The sequence below is a fragment of the Methylorubrum suomiense genome (assembly GCF_022179765.1).
Lineage (GTDB): Bacteria > Pseudomonadota > Alphaproteobacteria > Rhizobiales > Beijerinckiaceae > Methylobacterium > Methylobacterium suomiense.
Window position 1 is genome coordinate 128,563 of sequence record NZ_BPRE01000006.1, and the last position, 16,179, is coordinate 144,741.

18 protein-coding genes are annotated in these 16,179 nt (G+C 69.8%); 14 read left to right on the plus strand and 4 right to left on the minus strand.

Annotated features, from left to right (window positions below):
* Nucleotides 1-40: 40 nt before the first annotated feature.
* The 3 genes from coaA to MFF26_RS11205 all read right to left on the minus strand — a co-directional run bounded on the left by coaA (nt 41) and on the right by MFF26_RS11205 (nt 2,589).
* Entirely contained in the window at nt 41-1,054 is a 1,014-nt protein-coding gene (coaA, locus tag MFF26_RS11195; protein WP_137831529.1) for a type I pantothenate kinase, read from the minus strand.
* Complete coding sequence (locus tag MFF26_RS11200; RefSeq protein ID WP_137831528.1) at nt 1,051-1,374, minus strand: phosphoribosyl-ATP diphosphatase; 324 nt, start codon at nt 1,372-1,374, stop codon at nt 1,051-1,053. The genes coaA and MFF26_RS11200 overlap by 4 nt, the downstream gene beginning before the upstream one ends.
* A 309-nt stretch (nt 1,375-1,683) precedes the next feature.
* Nucleotides 1,684-2,589 (minus strand): metallophosphoesterase, encoded by a 906-nt coding sequence (locus tag MFF26_RS11205; RefSeq protein WP_137831527.1) that lies wholly within the window; start codon nt 2,587-2,589, stop codon nt 1,684-1,686.
* A gap of 190 nt (nt 2,590-2,779) precedes the next feature.
* Between MFF26_RS11205 and hisB the strand changes: the two genes are divergently transcribed.
* The 5 genes from hisB (at nt 2,780) to hisF (ending at nt 6,248) form a co-directional block, all read left to right on the plus strand.
* A complete protein-coding gene (gene hisB, locus MFF26_RS11210) occupies nt 2,780-3,367 on the plus strand; it encodes an imidazoleglycerol-phosphate dehydratase HisB (RefSeq protein ID WP_137831526.1) in 588 nt (195 codons plus the stop codon).
* Nucleotides 3,368-3,483: 116 nt separating this feature from the next.
* Nucleotides 3,484-3,978, plus strand: a complete 495-nt coding sequence (locus MFF26_RS11215; RefSeq protein WP_137831525.1) for a DUF2628 domain-containing protein — start codon at nt 3,484-3,486, stop codon at nt 3,976-3,978.
* Nucleotides 3,975-4,649, plus strand: a complete 675-nt coding sequence (hisH, locus tag MFF26_RS11220) for an imidazole glycerol phosphate synthase subunit HisH (RefSeq protein ID WP_137831524.1) — start codon at nt 3,975-3,977, stop codon at nt 4,647-4,649. The genes MFF26_RS11215 and hisH overlap by 4 nt, the downstream gene beginning before the upstream one ends.
* A gap of 37 nt (nt 4,650-4,686) precedes the next feature.
* Nucleotides 4,687-5,427 (plus strand): 1-(5-phosphoribosyl)-5-[(5-phosphoribosylamino)methylideneamino]imidazole-4-carboxamide isomerase, encoded by a 741-nt coding sequence (gene hisA / locus MFF26_RS11225; RefSeq protein WP_137831523.1) that lies wholly within the window; start codon nt 4,687-4,689, stop codon nt 5,425-5,427.
* Between the two features lie 44 nt (nt 5,428-5,471).
* Nucleotides 5,472-6,248, plus strand: a complete 777-nt coding sequence (hisF, locus tag MFF26_RS11230; RefSeq protein ID WP_137831522.1) for an imidazole glycerol phosphate synthase subunit HisF — start codon at nt 5,472-5,474, stop codon at nt 6,246-6,248.
* Here the strand turns inward: hisF and MFF26_RS11235 are convergent.
* The gene (locus MFF26_RS11235; RefSeq protein ID WP_137831521.1) at nt 6,245-7,150 is read right to left on the minus strand and encodes a S1 family peptidase; all 906 of its coding nucleotides are present in this window, start codon (nt 7,148-7,150) and stop codon (nt 6,245-6,247) included. The two genes, hisF and MFF26_RS11235, sit on opposite strands and share 4 nt — an antisense overlap.
* Nucleotides 7,151-7,508: 358 nt before the next feature.
* On the opposite strand from MFF26_RS11235, the gene MFF26_RS11240 reads away from it, so the two are divergent.
* From MFF26_RS11240 to MFF26_RS11280, 9 genes are all read left to right on the plus strand, one after another.
* Complete coding sequence (locus MFF26_RS11240) at nt 7,509-9,389, plus strand: methanol/ethanol family PQQ-dependent dehydrogenase (RefSeq protein ID WP_137831520.1); 1,881 nt, start codon at nt 7,509-7,511, stop codon at nt 9,387-9,389.
* Between the two features lie 212 nt (nt 9,390-9,601).
* A complete protein-coding gene (gene moxJ / locus MFF26_RS11245; protein ID WP_137831519.1) occupies nt 9,602-10,483 on the plus strand; it encodes a methanol oxidation system protein MoxJ in 882 nt (293 codons plus the stop codon).
* Between the two features lie 99 nt (nt 10,484-10,582).
* Nucleotides 10,583-11,179 (plus strand): cytochrome c(L), periplasmic, encoded by a 597-nt coding sequence (moxG, locus tag MFF26_RS11250; protein ID WP_137831518.1) that lies wholly within the window; start codon nt 10,583-10,585, stop codon nt 11,177-11,179.
* Between the two features lie 91 nt (nt 11,180-11,270).
* A complete protein-coding gene (locus tag MFF26_RS11255; protein WP_137831517.1) occupies nt 11,271-11,564 on the plus strand; it encodes a methanol dehydrogenase [cytochrome c] subunit in 294 nt (97 codons plus the stop codon).
* 83 nt (nt 11,565-11,647) lie between these two features.
* Nucleotides 11,648-12,679: an AAA family ATPase gene (locus tag MFF26_RS11260; protein WP_137831516.1), complete on the plus strand. Its 1,032-nt coding sequence runs from the start codon at nt 11,648-11,650 to the stop codon at nt 12,677-12,679.
* Entirely contained in the window at nt 12,676-13,533 is an 858-nt protein-coding gene (locus MFF26_RS11265) for a DUF58 domain-containing protein (protein WP_137831515.1), read from the plus strand. The genes MFF26_RS11260 and MFF26_RS11265 overlap by 4 nt, the downstream gene beginning before the upstream one ends.
* A gap of 2 nt (nt 13,534-13,535) precedes the next feature.
* Nucleotides 13,536-14,462: a nonribosomal peptide synthetase MxaA gene (locus tag MFF26_RS11270; protein WP_137831514.1), complete on the plus strand. Its 927-nt coding sequence runs from the start codon at nt 13,536-13,538 to the stop codon at nt 14,460-14,462.
* Nucleotides 14,463-15,530, plus strand: coding sequence for a vWA domain-containing protein (locus tag MFF26_RS11275; protein ID WP_238307990.1), 1,068 nt, complete (start codon nt 14,463-14,465; stop codon nt 15,528-15,530). It abuts the gene before it with no gap.
* Nucleotides 15,527-16,168: an MxaK protein gene (locus MFF26_RS11280; protein WP_238307991.1), complete on the plus strand. Its 642-nt coding sequence runs from the start codon at nt 15,527-15,529 to the stop codon at nt 16,166-16,168. The genes MFF26_RS11275 and MFF26_RS11280 overlap by 4 nt, the downstream gene beginning before the upstream one ends.
* Nucleotides 16,169-16,179: the final 11 nt, after the last annotated feature.

The window sequence follows — 16,179 nt, forward strand, 5'->3', positions numbered from 1 at the left end:
CCGATGCAACCGGCCCCGACCGGAGTCGTGGGCTCCGCCGTTACAGCCGCCGCAGGGCGACACTCTCGATGCGATGGCTCGCGCCCTTGGCCAGGATCAGGCTCGCACGCTGGCGCGTCGGCAGGATATTGTCGCGCAGGTTGGGCAGGTTGATCGACGTCCAGAGCCGGTCGGCGATCTCGAGCGCCTCCGCCTCGGTCACCTCGGCATATTTGCGGAAATAGGAGAGGGGATCGCGGAACGCGGTCTGGCGCAGGCGCAGGAAGCGGTTGACGTACCAGCGGTGCAGGTCGTCCTCGTGCCCGTCGAGATAGATCGAGAAGTCGAAGAAGTCCGAGACGAAGGGGATCGCCGTGCCGTCCCGCGGCAGGCGGGCGGGCTGCAGCACGTTCAGCCCCTCGACGATGAGGATGTCGGGCGATTCGATCACCTGCTCCTCGCCGGGCACCACGTCGTAGACGAGGTGGGAATAGACCGGGGCGGCGACCCGCCGATGCCCGGCCTTGATGTCCGCCAGGAAGCGCAGCAGCGCCGTGCTGTCGTAGCTCTCCGGGAAACCCTTGCGCTCCATCGCCCCCATGCGCTGAAGCTCGGCATTGGGGTGCAGGAACCCGTCGGTGGTGATGAGATCGACCTTCGGCGTGTTGGGCCAGCGGGCCAGCAGGGCCTTCAGCACCCGGGCCGTGGTTGATTTGCCGACGGCGACGGAGCCGGCGAGCCCGATGATGTAGGGGACCTTGGCCTCGCGCTCCGCCAGTAGGAAGCGCTGGGTCGCCTTGAACAGGCCCTGGGTGGCGGCGACGTAGAGCGAGAGCAGGCGCGAGAGCGGCAGGTAGATCGCCACGACCTCCTCGATGGAGATCGGATCGTTGAGCGATTGCAGCCGGCCGATATCCTCGGCGGTGAGCGTCAGCGGCGTGTCGGCACGCAGTTGGGCCCACTCGTCGCGGGAGAAGATCCGGTAGGGGGAGAGGCGCCCCGGTCCCTCGCCGGTCACCGGGTTCTGCCGCTCCTCGGGCTCGATCCCGGACGACGGGATCGGGGCCCCGATCACGTGTGCCTCCGCGCCGCCTTCTCGGCCAGACCGCTCTGTGCCGTGCGGCGCTGCAACTCGGCCATCACGTCGGAGAGCGGAACGCCCCCCGCCTTCAGGGTCACGAGCAGGTGATAAAGGACGTCCGCGGCCTCCGAGACGAGGGCCTTGTGGTCGCCCTGCACGGCGGCGATCGCCGCCTCCACCGCCTCCTCCCCGAGCTTCTTGGCCGCCTTGGCCGGCCCCTCGGCGAGAAGCTTTGCCGTGTAGGAGCTGTCGGGGGGCTGGCCGGCTCGGCTGTCCACCAGGGCGGCAAGGTCGTCGAGGGTGAACTGTGTCATAGAGTCCGGCGCTTGGGCCCGTCCGCTGCGGCATCGAAGGGTCGGATGCCGGCTCAGCGGACCCTGCTCAGGGGCGGCGCCCCGGTCAAGGGCCGCGCGGCGGCGATGCTGACGGATCGCCGCGACTGATGTGGAAGTTCGCAAGGCCGGAGGACCTTTGGCCGCCATTCTCCCGCCCCGAGCGCCGGATGTCGGACCTCCGGCAGGCCGAGATCGGGTCGTCGGTCCGCTCGGACCAAAGCCGCCATGACAATTCCGGTTGATCTGTTCGGGACGCGGATTTGGGCCTCGATCGAGCGGAGAGCCGGATCAGACCGCCCGCAGTGGAAGCGAGCGGCTCGGCTCCCGGCCGTAGCCGCGGATGTCGATCCGATCGGTCAGGATTTCGACGACGGCGAAGGCCGATGTGTCGGGCGTGTCCACCATCCCCCTAAAATTGACGAAATGGATGCCGTGGGCCTGCCCGTAATTACCCGCGTGGTTGTGCCCGTTAAAATAGGCGACGACGTTGGGAAAGCGGGCGAGCAGCGCGACGACCTCGCCCGAATCCCACTGGTTGTGCGGATTCTCCGGCAGGACCGGATAATGGTTCAGGACGACGACCCGCTCGCCCGCCGCCTGCGCCGCGGTCAGCGTCCGCTCCAGCCAAGCGACCTGCGCCGGCCCGAAGGATCCGTTCCACGGCTTGGCGTTCGGCAGGTCCGCGGCCTTCGCCCGCGCGAGGCGATCCTGGGCGAGCTGCCACCGCGGGTCCCCCTGGGGCGGGGCGAAGAGCGACACGTCGTTGCCGTCGAGGACGACGAAGCGCAGCCCCAGTACGGCGAAGTCGTAATACGGCCCCGTCATGCCGAGCCGGCCGACGACCCGATCGAGATCCTGCGCGCCGACCTCGAAATCGTGGTTCCCGAGCACGAAGCGGGTCTCGTGCCGCAAGGTCCGATAGATCGGCAGGATGCGATCGAAGCTCGCGAAGTCGCGGTCGATCACGTCGCCGAGGGTCACGACGAAGCGGAGATCCTGCGCGTTCAGCACCTCCACCGCGGCGGCGAGCTTGCCCAGGCTCTCGGCGTAGTAGCGGCCCATCGCGGTGTTCGGCGGCGCGTCGGCATATTGCGGATCGGCGATCACGCCGAAGCGCAGCGGGCGCGGCTCGGCCCGCCCGGGCGCGGTGAAAAGCGCGGCGCTGCCGGCGAGGACGGATCGGCGGGACAGCATGGCGGCCTCTTGCGGCAACGATGATTGCGGAACGCTCGCGCCGCCGCATGACCGGGTGATGACGCGGGCGGGCGTTTCCGATGGCGGGGCATGCGACGACGCCCTTTCCCCGAGGGGCGGAACCACACTACAAGGCGGGCCGGACGGATCGATCCGTCGACCGACATCCAGGGCAGTTCTCGAACAGACGATGCGCAACGCCAGCATCAGCCGCCGCACGGCGGAGACCGACGTCTCCGTCACACTCGACCTCGACGGGACCGGCAAGGCCGCGATCGCGACCGGTGTCGGCTTCCTCGACCACATGCTGGAGCTGTTCGCGCGCCACGCCCTGTTCGACGCCGAGATCAAGGTGACGGGCGACCTCCACGTCGATCAGCACCACACCACCGAGGATGCCGGCATCGCGCTCGGTCAGGCCTTCGCGCGGGCGCTCGGCGACAAGCGCGGGATCAACCGCTACGCCGATCTCCACCTGCCGATGGACGAGACCCTGAGCCGGGTCGCCGTCGACATTTCCGGGCGTCCGTTCCTGGTCTTCCGGACCACGTTCCGCGTGGAGAAGATCGGGCAGTTCGACACCGAACTGGTGCGCGAGTTCTTCCAGGCCTTCGCGATGAACGCCGGCATCACCTTGCATGTCGAGACGCTCTACGGCGAGAACGCCCACCACATCGCCGAGAGCCTGTTCAAGGGTCTGGCCCGCGCCTTGCGGAAGGCGGTGGCGGTCGATCCACGCGAGGACGGGCGCGTTCCCTCCACCAAGGGCTCGCTCTGAGCCGCCACGCCGATGCAAGCGGCTCGGTGGCTTTCTGTTTTCGTCGCGATGCGCTTTTCTTCGACGAACCGGCCTCCACCTCGTCGGCAAGCGCTCTGAAGGGTCGGACCATGCGGATGCGAACCTACACGCTGCACGTGCCCGAGGGCGCCGTCCGCGGCGACGTGCACGCTCTCGATCGGGCGCAGCTCGTGCGCGACGGATTCTCGAGCCGCGCCTTCGCCTTCACGGTGCTGTGGTTCGCCTGGCACCGTCTCTGGCTCGCCGCCTTCCTCGTGCTCGCCGGCCTCGTCGGCCTGCGCTTGGCCGGCGAGGCGCTCGGTCTGCCGCCGGCGGCGGGTCTGATCGTGACCCTGCTGGCCGGCCTCCTGATCGGGCTGGAGGCCTCGTCCCTGCGCCGCTGGACCTATGGCCGCCGCGGCCTGCCCGCCCGCGACGCCGTGCTCGCGGCCTCGCAGGAGGAGGCGGAGATGAAGCTCGCGGCCCGCTGGCTCGACCGTGACTCGGCCCAGCGCCCGGCCTCTCCGGCCGCCTCCGGCGCGCGCACCGCCCCGCGCCGCGACGAGGAGACGGCGCTCGGCTTCTTTCCGGCACACGAGGGCGCGCGGTGAGCGGACCAGGGAACGGGCAAACCGTCGCGATCATCGATTACGGCTCGGGCAACCTCCACTCGGCGGTGAAGGCCTTCGAACGGGCCGCCCGCGAGGCGGGGCAGGACGACACCCGCATCCTCCTCACCGATGTGCCCGAGGCCGTGGCCTCGGCCGACCGGATCGTGCTGCCGGGCGTCGGTGCCTATGCCGATTGCCGCCGCGGCCTGGACGCGGTGCCCGGCATGGTCGAGGCGCTGACCCAGGCCGTGCGTCGCGACGGCCGGCCCTTCCTCGGCATCTGCGTCGGCATGCAGCTCATGGCGAGCCGCGGCCTCGAATACGAGGAGACGGCGGGGCTCGGCTGGATTCCCGGCGATGTCGGTCCGATCGTGCCGGCCGACCCGGCGCTCAAGATCCCGCATATGGGCTGGAACACGCTGGTGGCCGACCGCGCCCACGCCTTGCTCGACGGGATCGCGACCGGCGGCGAGGGCCTGCACGCCTATTTCGTCCACAGTTTCGCCCTGACGCCCGCCGAGCCGGCGGACGTGGTGGCGCATGCCGAGTATGGCGGGCGCGTCACCGCGATGGTGGCGCGGGACAACATGGCCGGCACGCAGTTCCACCCCGAGAAGAGCCAGCGGCTCGGTCTCGCGCTCATCGCCAATTTCCTGCGCTGGCGCCCCTGACCCGCCCCCCAATTTCTCCAACGACACGAGCTGACGCGTGATCCTGTTTCCGGCCATCGACCTCAAGGAAGGGCGCTGCGTCCGCCTCGTGCAGGGGGACATGGCCCAGGCCAAGGTCTTCAACGACGACCCCGCCGACCAGGCCGCCACCTTCGAGCGCCAGGGTTTCCCCTGGCTGCACGTGGTCGATCTCGACGGCGCCTTCGCCGGCGCGCCGCGCAACGCCGAGGCGGTCGAGGCGATCCTGGCGCGGGTGCGGATGCCGGTGCAGCTCGGCGGCGGCGTGCGCGAGATGCGCACCCTCGAAGGCTGGATCGAGAAGGGGGTGAGCCGCGTCATCATCGGCACCGCCGCCGTGCGCGACCCCGCCTTCGTCCGCGAGGCGGCCCGCCGCCATCCCGGCCGCATCGCCGTCGGCATCGACGCCAAGGACGGGCGGGTGGCGGTGGAGGGCTGGGCCCAGACCTCCAGCATGACCGCGGAGGATCTCGGCCGCCGCTTCGAGGATGCGGGCGTCGCCGCGATCATCTACACCGACATCGCCCGCGACGGCATCCTGAAGGGCCTCAACATCGAGATGACCCTGGCGCTGGCGCAGGCCGTGCGTATCCCGGTCATCGCTTCGGGCGGGCTCGCTTCCATGGCCGACGTGGACCGCCTGCTCGAGCCCGATTGCGCGGTGCTGGCCGGGGCCATCACCGGACGCGCCCTCTATGACGGCCGGATCGACCCGGCCGAAGCGCTCGCCGCCATCGCCCGCGCGGCCGAAGCGTCCTGACGGGCGGTCGACCGCTCCCGCCGCCCCGAAACAGCAGGCCGCCCGTGCTCAAGACCCGCATCATCCCCTGCCTCGACGTGAAGGACGGACGCGTCGTGAAGGGCGTGCAGTTCCTCGAACTGCGCGATGCGGGCGACCCGGTCGAGTCCGCCAAGGCCTACGACGCCGCCGGGGCCGACGAGCTCTGCTTCCTCGACATCACCGCGAGCCACGAGGCCCGCGGCACCCTGCTCGACGTGGTGAGCCGCACCGCGGAGGCCTGCTTCATGCCGCTCACCGTGGGCGGGGGCGTGCGCACCGTCGCCGACGTGCGCACCCTGCTGCTGGCCGGCGCCGACAAGGTCGGCATCAACACGGCGGCGGTGAAGAACCCCGAACTCGTGGCGGAGGCGGCGGAGAAGTTCGGCGACCAGTGCATCGTCGTGGCGATCGACGCCAAGCGCGTCTCCGCCGCCGGGGAGCCGGCGCGCTGGGAGATCTTCACCCATGGCGGGCGCAACCCGACCGGCCTCGATGCGGTCGCGTTCGCGCATCGGATCTCCGAGGGCGGGGCGGGCGAATTGCTGGTCACCTCCATGGACAAGGACGGCACCCGCTCGGGCTACGACCTCGCCCTGACGCGGGCGATCGCCGATGCCGTGCGCGTGCCGGTCATCGCCTCCGGCGGCGTCGGCGGGCTCGACGACCTCGTGGCGGGCGTGCGCGATGGCGGCGCGAGCGCGGTGCTCGCCGCCTCGATCTTCCATTTCGGGCAACACACCGTCGGCGAGGCCAAGGCCCACATGGCCGCCGCCGGGCTGGCGATGCGGCTCGACCCCTAGGGAGCCTTCCGGCGCGGATCGCCGCCCGTCTGCGGATCGCCGCCCGTCTCCTTGGCGGCGGACCGCAGGGCCTCCAGCAGCGCCCCCTCGAGGAGGAGCGCCGAGCCGTAGTGGAATTCGATATCGAAGGCGTGGCGTGAATTCATGGAGAGCGAGGCGCTCTGCATGGCGACGAGCCGGCCCGCCTCGTCGAACAGGCCCGAGCCGGAGCCGCCATAGCCGTCGTTGCAATCGTGGCGGGCGCGGCGGGTGCCGCCCTCCGTCGGCGGATCGACGCGGCGGATCGCGCAGGTCTCCAGGCTGCTGTCGCCACGGTAATTTCCATGGCCGCCCGGCGAGACCATGGTGACCGGCAGCGTCAGGTCCCCGGTCACCAGATCCGGCGGCGCCTCGGGCAGGGGCTGGGTCGGGGCCTCGGCGGGCTGAACGAGGCGCAGGAGCGCCCAGTCGTCGGTGATGTGCAGCCGCTCCGCGTCCCGCGCCACGCCGAGATGCAGGCTGTCGGGCACGAAGTCGTAATTGCGCCCGCCGATCTGGAAGTAGCAATCCGCGACGACCCGCGTGGTCTCGAGCTGGCGATTGCGGAAGTTGTGAGCGTTGAGCATCACCAGGGTCGGCGCACCGATCAGCCACGCCGCCGCCGCCTTGCGGGGCACCCCGTCGGCGCGGCGGCACCACAGCACGCCCGCCCCGGGGAAGCGGAGACGATCCTCCGCCAGCAGGTCGCGACGCCCGTCCCGCGGATAGAGCGCGCCGGTCGCGTCCACATCGGATCCCCGTATTCCGTCGGTCGCTCCGGCCGGCGGGAGGGAGAACCCGGCGGTCCATCCGGCCAGCACGACGATGGCCGCTCGGCTGTGATGCCGCCACAGGGCCGTTCCACCGCCTCCCATGGGCACCATGCCTCCCCCCGATCCGGTTCGGCCACGTCGACGAGGGCCTCTTGAGCCGAAGTCGTGGCGCGCGGAGCGATGTCGGTCAAGAGACTCCACACACTGCCTGACGGCAAACTTAAGTTTGCCATATGCTCCCGACAAGAAATGTCGGACCGACTAAAGACATATACTCCAATAAAAGCCTAGAAACTATAGGCGAAGGAGCGCTAATAAGTCTTTCATAAGGCCGCGCTGCTCTAATGGAATGCTTAGAGACTCTCTGCGGGCCGCAGCTGGACTTCGAAGCGTGCCTGAAACCTCGGACGTGAAATCTGAGTGGTCCCGCGAGGCCGAAAGGCGTGGCGGTTGAGCGAGGAGACGCAGGATGAGCAGATACGTGACATCGGTCTCGGCACTGGCGATGCTGGCGCTCGCGCCGGTGGCCCTGTCGAGCGGGGCTTTCGCCAACGACAAACTCGTCGAGCTGTCGAAGAGCGACGACAACTGGGTGATGCCCGGCAAGAATTACGACTCGAACAACTTCAGCGACCTGAAGCAGATCAACAAGAGCAACGTGAAGCAGCTCAAGCCGTCGTGGACCTTCTCCACCGGCCTGCTGAACGGTCACGAGGGTGCGCCGCTCGTCGTCGACGGCAAGATGTACATCCACACCTCGTTCCCGAACAACACCTTCGCCCTCGGCCTCGACGATCCGGGCACGATCCTGTGGCAGGACAAGCCGAAGCAGAACCCCGCCGCTCGCGCCGTCGCCTGCTGTGACCTTGTGAACCGCGGCCTCGCCTACTGGCCCGGCGACGGCAAGACCCCGTCGCTGATCCTCAAGACGCAGCTCGACGGCCACGTCGTGGCCCTCAATGCCGAGACCGGCGAGACGGTGTGGAAGGTCGAGAACTCGGACATCAAGGTCGGTTCGACGCTGACCATCGCCCCCTACGTCGTGAAGGACAAGGTGATCATCGGCTCCTCGGGCGCCGAACTCGGCGTGCGCGGCTACCTTACCGCCTACGACGTGAAGACCGGCGGCCAAGTGTGGCGCGCCTACGCCACCGGTCCGGACAAGGACCTGCTGCTGGCCGACGACTTCAACGTCAAGAACGCCCATTACGGCCAGAAGGGCCTGGGCACCGGCACCTGGGAGGGCGATGCCTGGAAGATCGGCGGCGGCACCAACTGGGGCTGGTACGCCTACGATCCGGGCACCAACCTGATCTATTTCGGCACCGGCAACCCGGCGCCGTGGAACGAGACCATGCGTCCCGGCGACAACAAGTGGACCATGACCATCTTCGGCCGCGACGCCGATACGGGTGAAGCCAAGTTCGGCTACCAGAAGACCCCGCACGACGAGTGGGACTATGCCGGCGTCAACGTCATGATGCTCTCCGAGCAGAAGGACAAGGACGGCAAGGCCCGCAAGCTGCTGACCCACCCCGACCGGAACGGCATCGTCTACACGCTCGACCGCACCGACGGCACGCTGGTCTCGGCCAACAAGCTCGACGACACGGTCAACGTGTTCAAGTCGGTCGACCTGAAGACCGGTCAGCCGGTGCGCGATCCGGAATACGGCACCCGGATGGACCACCTCGCCAAGGATATCTGCCCCTCGGCGATGGGCTACCACAACCAGGGTCACGATTCGTACGATCCGAAGCGTGAACTGTTCTTCATGGGCATCAACCACATCTGCATGGATTGGGAGCCCTTCATGCTGCCCTACCGTGCGGGTCAGTTCTTCGTCGGCGCGACGTTGAACATGTATCCGGGCCCGAAGGGCGACCGTCAGAACTACGAAGGTCTCGGCCAGATCAAGGCGTACAACGCGATCACCGGCGACTATAAGTGGGAGAGGATGGAGCGCTTCGCCGTGTGGGGCGGCACCATGGCCACTGCGGGTGACCTCGTCTTCTACGGCACGCTCGACGGCTACCTGAAGGCGCGCGACTCCGACACGGGTGACCTTCTCTGGAAGTTCAAGATCCCGTCCGGCGCCATCGGCTACCCGATGACCTACTCCCACAAGGGCACGCAATACGTCGCCATCTACTACGGCGTCGGCGGCTGGCCGGGCGTCGGTCTGGTGTTCGATCTCGCCGACCCGACCGCCGGTCTCGGCGCGGTGGGCGCGTTCAAGAAGCTCGCCAACTACACCCAGATGGGCGGCGGCGTGATCGTGTTCTCGCTCGACGGCAAGGGTCCCTACGACGATCCGAATGTCGGCGAGTGGAAGTCGGCCGCCAAGTAAGGCGAGCGACGCCCCCTCCCTCTCTCCTTCGGGGGAGAGGGACCTTCCCAGGACGGCGCGGCTCTCGTTCCCCCTCGGCGCCGCGCCGTTCCGGCCTCGCCTCCGACCATCGGAGGAACGGCCGAACGAGACCGGATCGCGGCAGCATAAGCCGGCACCGGAACCGTCCTTCGGGACGACGACCCCAAGAAGAATCCCAGAGGAAACGAACGATGCCGCTCGCGAACGGACGCCGCCGCGCGACCGCCCACGCTGTCGCCCTGGCCGCCCTCCTGGCTCTCGCCGGCCCCGCCCTGGCCCAGGATCAGAAGGCCGCCCAAACCCCCGCGAAATCCGATCCCGGCTCGCTGCGCATCTGCGCCGCTGAGCAGCCGCCGCTCTCGATGAAGGACGGGTCGGGCCTAGAGAACAAGATCGCCACCGCCGTCGCCGAGGCGATGGACCGCAAGGCCCAGTTCGTCTGGATCGGCAAGCCCGCGATCTACCTCGTACGCGACGGCCTGGAGAAGAACGCCTGCGACGTGGTGGTGGGGTTGGACGCCGACGACGAGCGCGTGCTGACCACCAAGCCCTATTACCGCTCCGGCTACGTCTTCATCACCCGCGCCGACCGCGACCTCGACATCAAGTCCTGGAGCGATCCGCGGCTGAAGGAGATCGACCACATGGTGGTCGGCTTCGGCACGCCCGGCGAGGCGATGCTCAAGGATATCGGCCGCTACGAGGAGGACATGGCCTACCTCTACTCGCTGGTGAATTTCCGCGCGCCCCGGAACCAGTACACCCAGATCGATCCCGGCCGGATGGTCAGCGAGGTGGCGAGCGGCAAGGCCGATGTCGCCGTCGCCTTCGGGCCCGACATCGCCCGCTACGTGCGCGATTCCTCGACCAAGCTGCGCGTGACCCCGGTGCCGGACGACACCCTCCGCAGCGACGGCCGGAAGATGCCGCAGAGCTTCGACCAGGCCATGGGCGTGCGCCGCGCCGACACCGCCCTCAAGGACGCGCTCGACGCCGCGATCGCCAAGGCGAAGCCCCGCATCGAGGCGATCCTGAAGGAGGAGGGCGTTCCGGTCCTCCCCGTCTCGAACTGACCGGCGCGGCCGTCGGCCCTGCGGGGCCGGTGGGCCGAGCCGAGCGACGGCATCAAGAAACACGAAAAAACTCCCTCTCAGGAAACGACGAACAGCCCGATGATGCGAAAGACGACGACCGCAACCGCGTTTGCCGCCCTGTTCACCCTCGGCGCCGCAGGCTTGACCGCCCTCGCGCAACCGCAATCGGCCCCGCAATCGGGTGTCGTGTTCCGCAATACGGTGACCGGGGAAAGCCTCGACGTCAGCCAGGGCAAGGAAGGTGGCCGCGATACCCCAGCGGTGAAGAAGTTTCTCGAGACCGGAGAGAACCTCTACATCGACGACAAGTCCTGCCTGAGGAACGGCGAGAGCCTGTTCGCAACCTCTTGTTCCGGCTGCCACGGACACTTGGCCGAGGGCAAGCTCGGGCCGGGCCTCAACGACAATTACTGGACCTACCCGTCCAACACGACCGATGTCGGCCTGTTCGCCACGATCTTCGGCGGCGCCAACGGCATGATGGGTCCGCACAACGAGAACCTGACGCCGGACGAGATGCTCCAGACCATCGCCTGGATCCGGCACCTCTATACGGGGCCGAAGCAGGACGCGCTTTGGCTCAACGACCAGCAGAAGGCGAACTACACGCCCTACAAGCAGGGCGAAGTCATCCCGAAGGACGCCAAGGGCCAGTGCAAGCCGCTGGAGGAGTGATCCGTTCGGGGTTCGGGGCCGGCTCTCGACCGGCGCGATCGAGGGGGCGGGTCACCGCTCGCGACACACGCATCAAAAAACGGAGGAAACCATGAAGACCGTGCTCATCGCCGCCGCGACCGTCATCGCCGCCGCCGGCTTCGTCGCCCCGGCCGCCGCCTATGACGGCACCAAGTGCAAGGCCCCGGGCAATTGCTGGGAGCCGAAGCCCGGCTTCCCCGAAAAGATCGCCGGCTCGAAGTACGATCCGAAGCACGACCCCAAGGAGCTGAACAAGCAGGCCGATTCGATCAAGCAGATGGAAGAGCGCAACAAGAAGCGCGTCGAGGCCTTCAAGAAGACCGGCAAGTGGGAATACGACGTCAGCAAGATTTCGTCGAACTGATCCGCCGCTTCTGAACCCTCCCCCCGTTGCGGGGGAGGGGATGCGCGCAGCGCTCGAAAGAACGAAAAAGGCCCATCCGGCGAATGAACACCCTGCGCCCCGGCGACGCGATGCTCACCGATTGGCGGGAGGCCGCCACGCGCTTCGAGCGCGAGATCGCCAAGGCGGTGGTCGGGCAGGAGCGGGCGATCCGCCTCGTCACCATCGCGATCTTCGCCCGCGGCCACGTCATGCTCGAAGGCGATGTCGGCGTCGGCAAGACCACGCTGTTGCGCGCCGTCGCCCGGGGCCTGGGCGGTGCCTACGAGCGGGTCGAGGGCACGGTCGACATGATGCCCACCGACCTGATCTACCACACCTATCTCGGCGAGGACGGGCGCCCGCGGGTCGAGCCCGGCCCGGTGCTGCGGCAGGCCGAGGATCTGTCGGTCTTCTTCTTCAACGAGATCAACCGGGCGCGCCCCCAAGTGCACGCCCTGCTCCTGCGCCTCATGGCCGAGCGGAGCGTCGCGGCGTTCAACCGGGAATACCGCTTCCCCAATCTCCAGGTCTTCGCCGACCGCAACCGGGTCGAGCGCGAGGAGACCTTCGAGTTGCCGGCCGCCGCCCGCGACCGCTTCCTCATGGAGATCGGCATGGAGGCCCCGCGCGACGTCGAAGCCCGCCGCGCCCTGGTGTTCGATCCCCGCTTCCACGACACCGACCGCCTCACCAAGGAAGTCGCCACCGGTGTCCTCGACCACACGCGCATCGGCGCCATCGCCCGCGCGATCCAGCACGCCGTACGGGCGGAACCCCCGATCGAGCGCTACGTCGTCGGCCTGTGGGAGGCGCTGGTTCGCCCCGCCGCTGCGGGAATTCGGCTGTCCGGGATCGACATGGAGCGGCTGGTCCAGGGCGGCGCCTCGCCCCGCGGCGTCGCCTTCCTGGTTCGCGCCGCGCGCGTCCGGGCCTGGCTCGAAGGGCGCGACTGGTTGGTGCCGGAGGATCTCCGCGCGGCCTTTCCCGAGGTGATGGCGCACCGCGTCTTCCTCGAACCCGTCTACGAGATGCGCCGCTCGGAGATCGTGCCGGAGCTGATCCGGGCCGTGTTCGACACGGTGCCGGCCCCGTGAGCGGATCCGGAGACGGAGCCGACATCGTCTATCGGCCGCGCTGGCGGCCGGGCGGCCACCGGATCGGCGCCCATCGCGGACGCGACGCCGGGGGCCTCGGCACGTTTCGCGACACCGTGAATTTCCTGCGCCTGCCGGACGCCCGGCGCATCGACATCCGCGCCTCCCTGCGGGATCCGTTCGAGGGCGTGGCGGTGCGCCGGTTCGAGGCGCGCAGCCCGGTCGAGACCTACGCGCTGATCGACCTCTCCGCCTCCATGCGCTTCCGCGGCCGGGCCGATCGGCTCGGCCTCGCCGCCGCGCTCTGCACGGGTCTGGCTCGGTCGGCCACGCGGATCGGTGACGGCTTCGGTGTCATGGCCGCCGACGGTGCCTTTCGCGACGAGCTGTACCTGCCCGCTACCCGCCATCGTGCCGCGGCGACGCTCGCCGCCGCCCGGATCGGCGACGCCGCTTGTGCGGGGACGAGCGCCGAGGGGATGATGGAGGCCGCACGCCGCCTGGCGGGCCGGCCGAAGCTGGTCTTCCTCGTGTCGGATTTCCGCTGGCCCGCGGCGCTGGTCACGCAGGTCTTCTCCGCCCTGGCGCTCCACGACGTGACGCCGGTGCTGCTCGCCGACACGGCCGAGGATGACGGGCTGCCGGCCTTCGGCCTCGTCGAGCTCGACGATCTGGAGGGCGCCGGCCGCCGGCTCGTTCTCCTGCGCCCCTCCCTCCGGCGCCGCTGGCGCGAGCGCGAGGCCGCCCGGATCGAGACCCTGCGCAGCCTGTGCGCGCCCTTCACCCGTCCCCCGTTCCGGCTCGCCGACCGCTTCGATGCGGAGGCGCTGACCCGTCACCTGCTGACGACGTGACGATGCGCGCGCTCCTCCTCGTCCTCCTGCTCTCGGCCGTTTCGGCGGCGATGCCCGCGCTCGCGCAGGTGCGCGGCGTCGAGCTGCGGGTGCCCCGCGCCTTCGGCTACTTCCTCGGCGATCTCGTTCCGGTGCAGGCCGACATCCGGGTCGATCCCGGTTTCACGCTGCAGCGCCCCTCGCTGCCGAAGCCCGGCCCGGTCACCTACTGGCTCGACCTGCGCTCGGTCGCGATCGAGGAGCGGCGCGAGGGCGACGCGACCCTGATCCGCCTGCGCCTGACCTATCAGAGCTTCTACGCGGCGCTGGATTCCCGCACCCTCGAAGTGCCGGGCTTCCCCGTGACGATCCAGAGCGACGGCCAAGAGGGGCTCACCACCGCGACCGTACAAGTGCCCGCCTGGAAGCTCGGCGTCTCCCCCCTGCGCGAGGTGCAGCCCGAACGGCGCGACGATCCGGCCGAGTACCTGCTCCCGGACGGACGCGCCCCGCGCCTCGATCCAAACCCCGCGACCGCCGCCGCGCTGACCCTCCTGGCGCTCGCCGCCCTCGCCCTGGTGCCGCTCGCCCGCGACCGGGCATGGGGGATCTTCGCGCCTCGGCGCGGGCGGCCCTTCGCCCTCGGCCTCAAGGCCCTGCGCCGGACGCGGCGGAAGACGGCGGGCGATGCGCGCGATCGCGAGGCGCTCCTCGTCCTGCACCGGGCCGTCGACGCCACCGCCGGCCGCCGGGTGCTCGCTGACGATCTGCCGCTGTTCCTCGACCGGCACCCCGCCTTCCGGGGTCAGGCGGACGACCTTGCACGCTTCTTCGCGGCGTCGCGGCGCGCGTTTTTCGGCCGGGAGACGGAGGCCGCCGCCCGGACCCTGCCGCTGCCCGAGATCGAGACCCTGCTCGCCCGCCTCGCCGCCGCGGAACGGAGCGCCTGAATGGGCGGGATCCTGCCGCCTCTCGGCGTGGCGACGCCCTGGCTCCTCTGGCTGCTGCCGCTGGCGCTGCTGCCGCTGCTGCGCTCGGCCACCCGGCGCAGCGCGATCTCGGCGGTCTCGGCCGCCCCCGCAGATCCGCTCTCGGCGGCCTTGAACGCGATGTTGACGGGCGCGGGCATCCTGGCGCTCGCCGGCCTCATCCTCGCGCTCGCCGGCCCCTACCGAGCCGGCGAGAGCGTAACCCGCACCGGCATCGGCGCCCAGATCTCGATGCTGATCGACCGCTCGGGCAGCATGAACGAGACCTTCGCCGGCCGGCAGCCCTCGGGCGCGGAGGAATCGAAGGCGGCGGCCTCGCGCCGCATTCTTGGGGCCTTCGTCGGCGAGCGCGCCTACGATCTCTTCGCCGTCACCGCCTTCTCCACGGCGCCGATGCTGGTGATGCCGATGACCGACCGGCGCGACGCCGTGCGCGCGGCGATCGCGGCGATCGACCGTCCGGGCCTCGACTACACCAACGTCGCGCGCGGGCTCGGTATGGCGCTGTCGCAGTTCGGCCCCTCCGCGCCCGGCGTGTCCCGCGCGCTGTTGCTGGTCTCGGACGGGGCGGCGGTGATCGATCCGCGCATCCAGGCGCAGCTCCGGGCCGAGTTCGCCAAGGTGCGCCCGAACCTCTACTGGCTGTTCCTGCGCACCAAGGGCTCCCCCTCGATCCACGACAAACCGGCGGGGGAGGACACGCCCCAGGCCGCGCCGGAGCGCCATCTCGACCTGTTCTTCAAGAGTCTCGCCGTGCCCTATCGCGCCTTCGAGGCGGAGGGCGCCGAGGCCGTGGCCGGCGCCGTCCGCCAGATCGAGGCGCTGGAGCGCGATCCGATCCCCTACACCGAGATCCGACCCCGCCGGGATCTCACCGGCCCCGCCTACGCGCTCGCCGCCTTCGGACTGCTCCTGCTCGTTCTCGCCAAGCTCGCCGAGGCCGATTTCCGGACGGTCGCGCCGCGCGGCGACAGCGCGCAGGTCCGGCCGACGGAGCGAGACCCGGTGGAGCGGAGGAACGCCGCATGACGCCGCCCGCCCGCTCGCAACCGATCCCCCTGCAAGCCGCCCCCTCCCGGCGCGGAGGTCTGGCCGCCATTCTCGGCACCGGATGGCGGGCGATCCGGCCGCACCTGCTCGTCCTGCTGCCGATCCTGCTGTTGGCGGGCGCGGTCGCGACGGGCGTCTCGGCCTGGAACGCCGTACGGACCAACACGCGCATCGCGGCGTTGGAAGCGGGGCGTGACGAGATCGTATCGCCGGACGATCCCACCGCGCTTCTGGTCGCGCGAGCGACGTTCCTGGCGGCGCGCGACCGGCTGGACGAGGCCGAGCCGCTGCTGGACGGCCTCGACCGGCGCGGCGCCACCGACGCCGCTTCCCGGGTGCGGTACGTGCGCGCCAACGCCCGCCTGCGCAAAGCCTTCGACCTGATCGGGCGGGGCGATCTCGACAGGGCCGGCCCGCAGGTGACGCTGGCGCGCCAGGATTACCGCCGGGCGCTCCAGGCCCGGCCGGATTTCTGGGACGCGAAGTTCAATTTCGACGTGGCCTCGCGGCTGATCCGCGACTTCCCGGAATTCGATCGCAAGTTCGGCGACGAGCTGAAGGCCGAGCCGAAGCAGATCTGGACCGACATCCCCGGCCAGCCCAGGGGTGGACCATGACATCGCGGCCC

Bases quoted from the DNA above. Each gene is read 5' to 3' on its own strand.
- MFF26_RS11200 (WP_137831528.1), bottom strand. From the start codon at position 1,374: ATGACACAGTTCACCCTCGACGACCTTGCCGCCCTGGTGGACAGCCGA.
- MFF26_RS11205 (WP_137831527.1), bottom strand. From the start codon at position 2,589: ATGCTGTCCCGCCGATCCGTCCTCGCCGGCAGCGCCGCGCTTTTCACC.
- hisB (WP_137831526.1), top strand. From the start codon at position 2,780: ATGCGCAACGCCAGCATCAGCCGCCGCACGGCGGAGACCGACGTCTCC.
- MFF26_RS11215 (WP_137831525.1), top strand. From the start codon at position 3,484: ATGCGAACCTACACGCTGCACGTGCCCGAGGGCGCCGTCCGCGGCGAC.
- MFF26_RS11235 (WP_137831521.1), bottom strand. From the start codon at position 7,150: ATGGTGCCCATGGGAGGCGGTGGAACGGCCCTGTGGCGGCATCACAGC.
- MFF26_RS11240 (WP_137831520.1), top strand. From the start codon at position 7,509: ATGAGCAGATACGTGACATCGGTCTCGGCACTGGCGATGCTGGCGCTC.
- moxJ (WP_137831519.1), top strand. From the start codon at position 9,602: ATGCCGCTCGCGAACGGACGCCGCCGCGCGACCGCCCACGCTGTCGCC.
- moxG (WP_137831518.1), top strand. From the start codon at position 10,583: ATGATGCGAAAGACGACGACCGCAACCGCGTTTGCCGCCCTGTTCACC.
- MFF26_RS11255 (WP_137831517.1), top strand. From the start codon at position 11,271: ATGAAGACCGTGCTCATCGCCGCCGCGACCGTCATCGCCGCCGCCGGC.
- MFF26_RS11260 (WP_137831516.1), top strand. From the start codon at position 11,648: ATGAACACCCTGCGCCCCGGCGACGCGATGCTCACCGATTGGCGGGAG.
- MFF26_RS11270 (WP_137831514.1), top strand. From the start codon at position 13,536: ATGCGCGCGCTCCTCCTCGTCCTCCTGCTCTCGGCCGTTTCGGCGGCG.
- MFF26_RS11275 (WP_238307990.1), top strand. From the start codon at position 14,463: ATGGGCGGGATCCTGCCGCCTCTCGGCGTGGCGACGCCCTGGCTCCTC.
- MFF26_RS11280 (WP_238307991.1), top strand. From the start codon at position 15,527: ATGACGCCGCCCGCCCGCTCGCAACCGATCCCCCTGCAAGCCGCCCCC.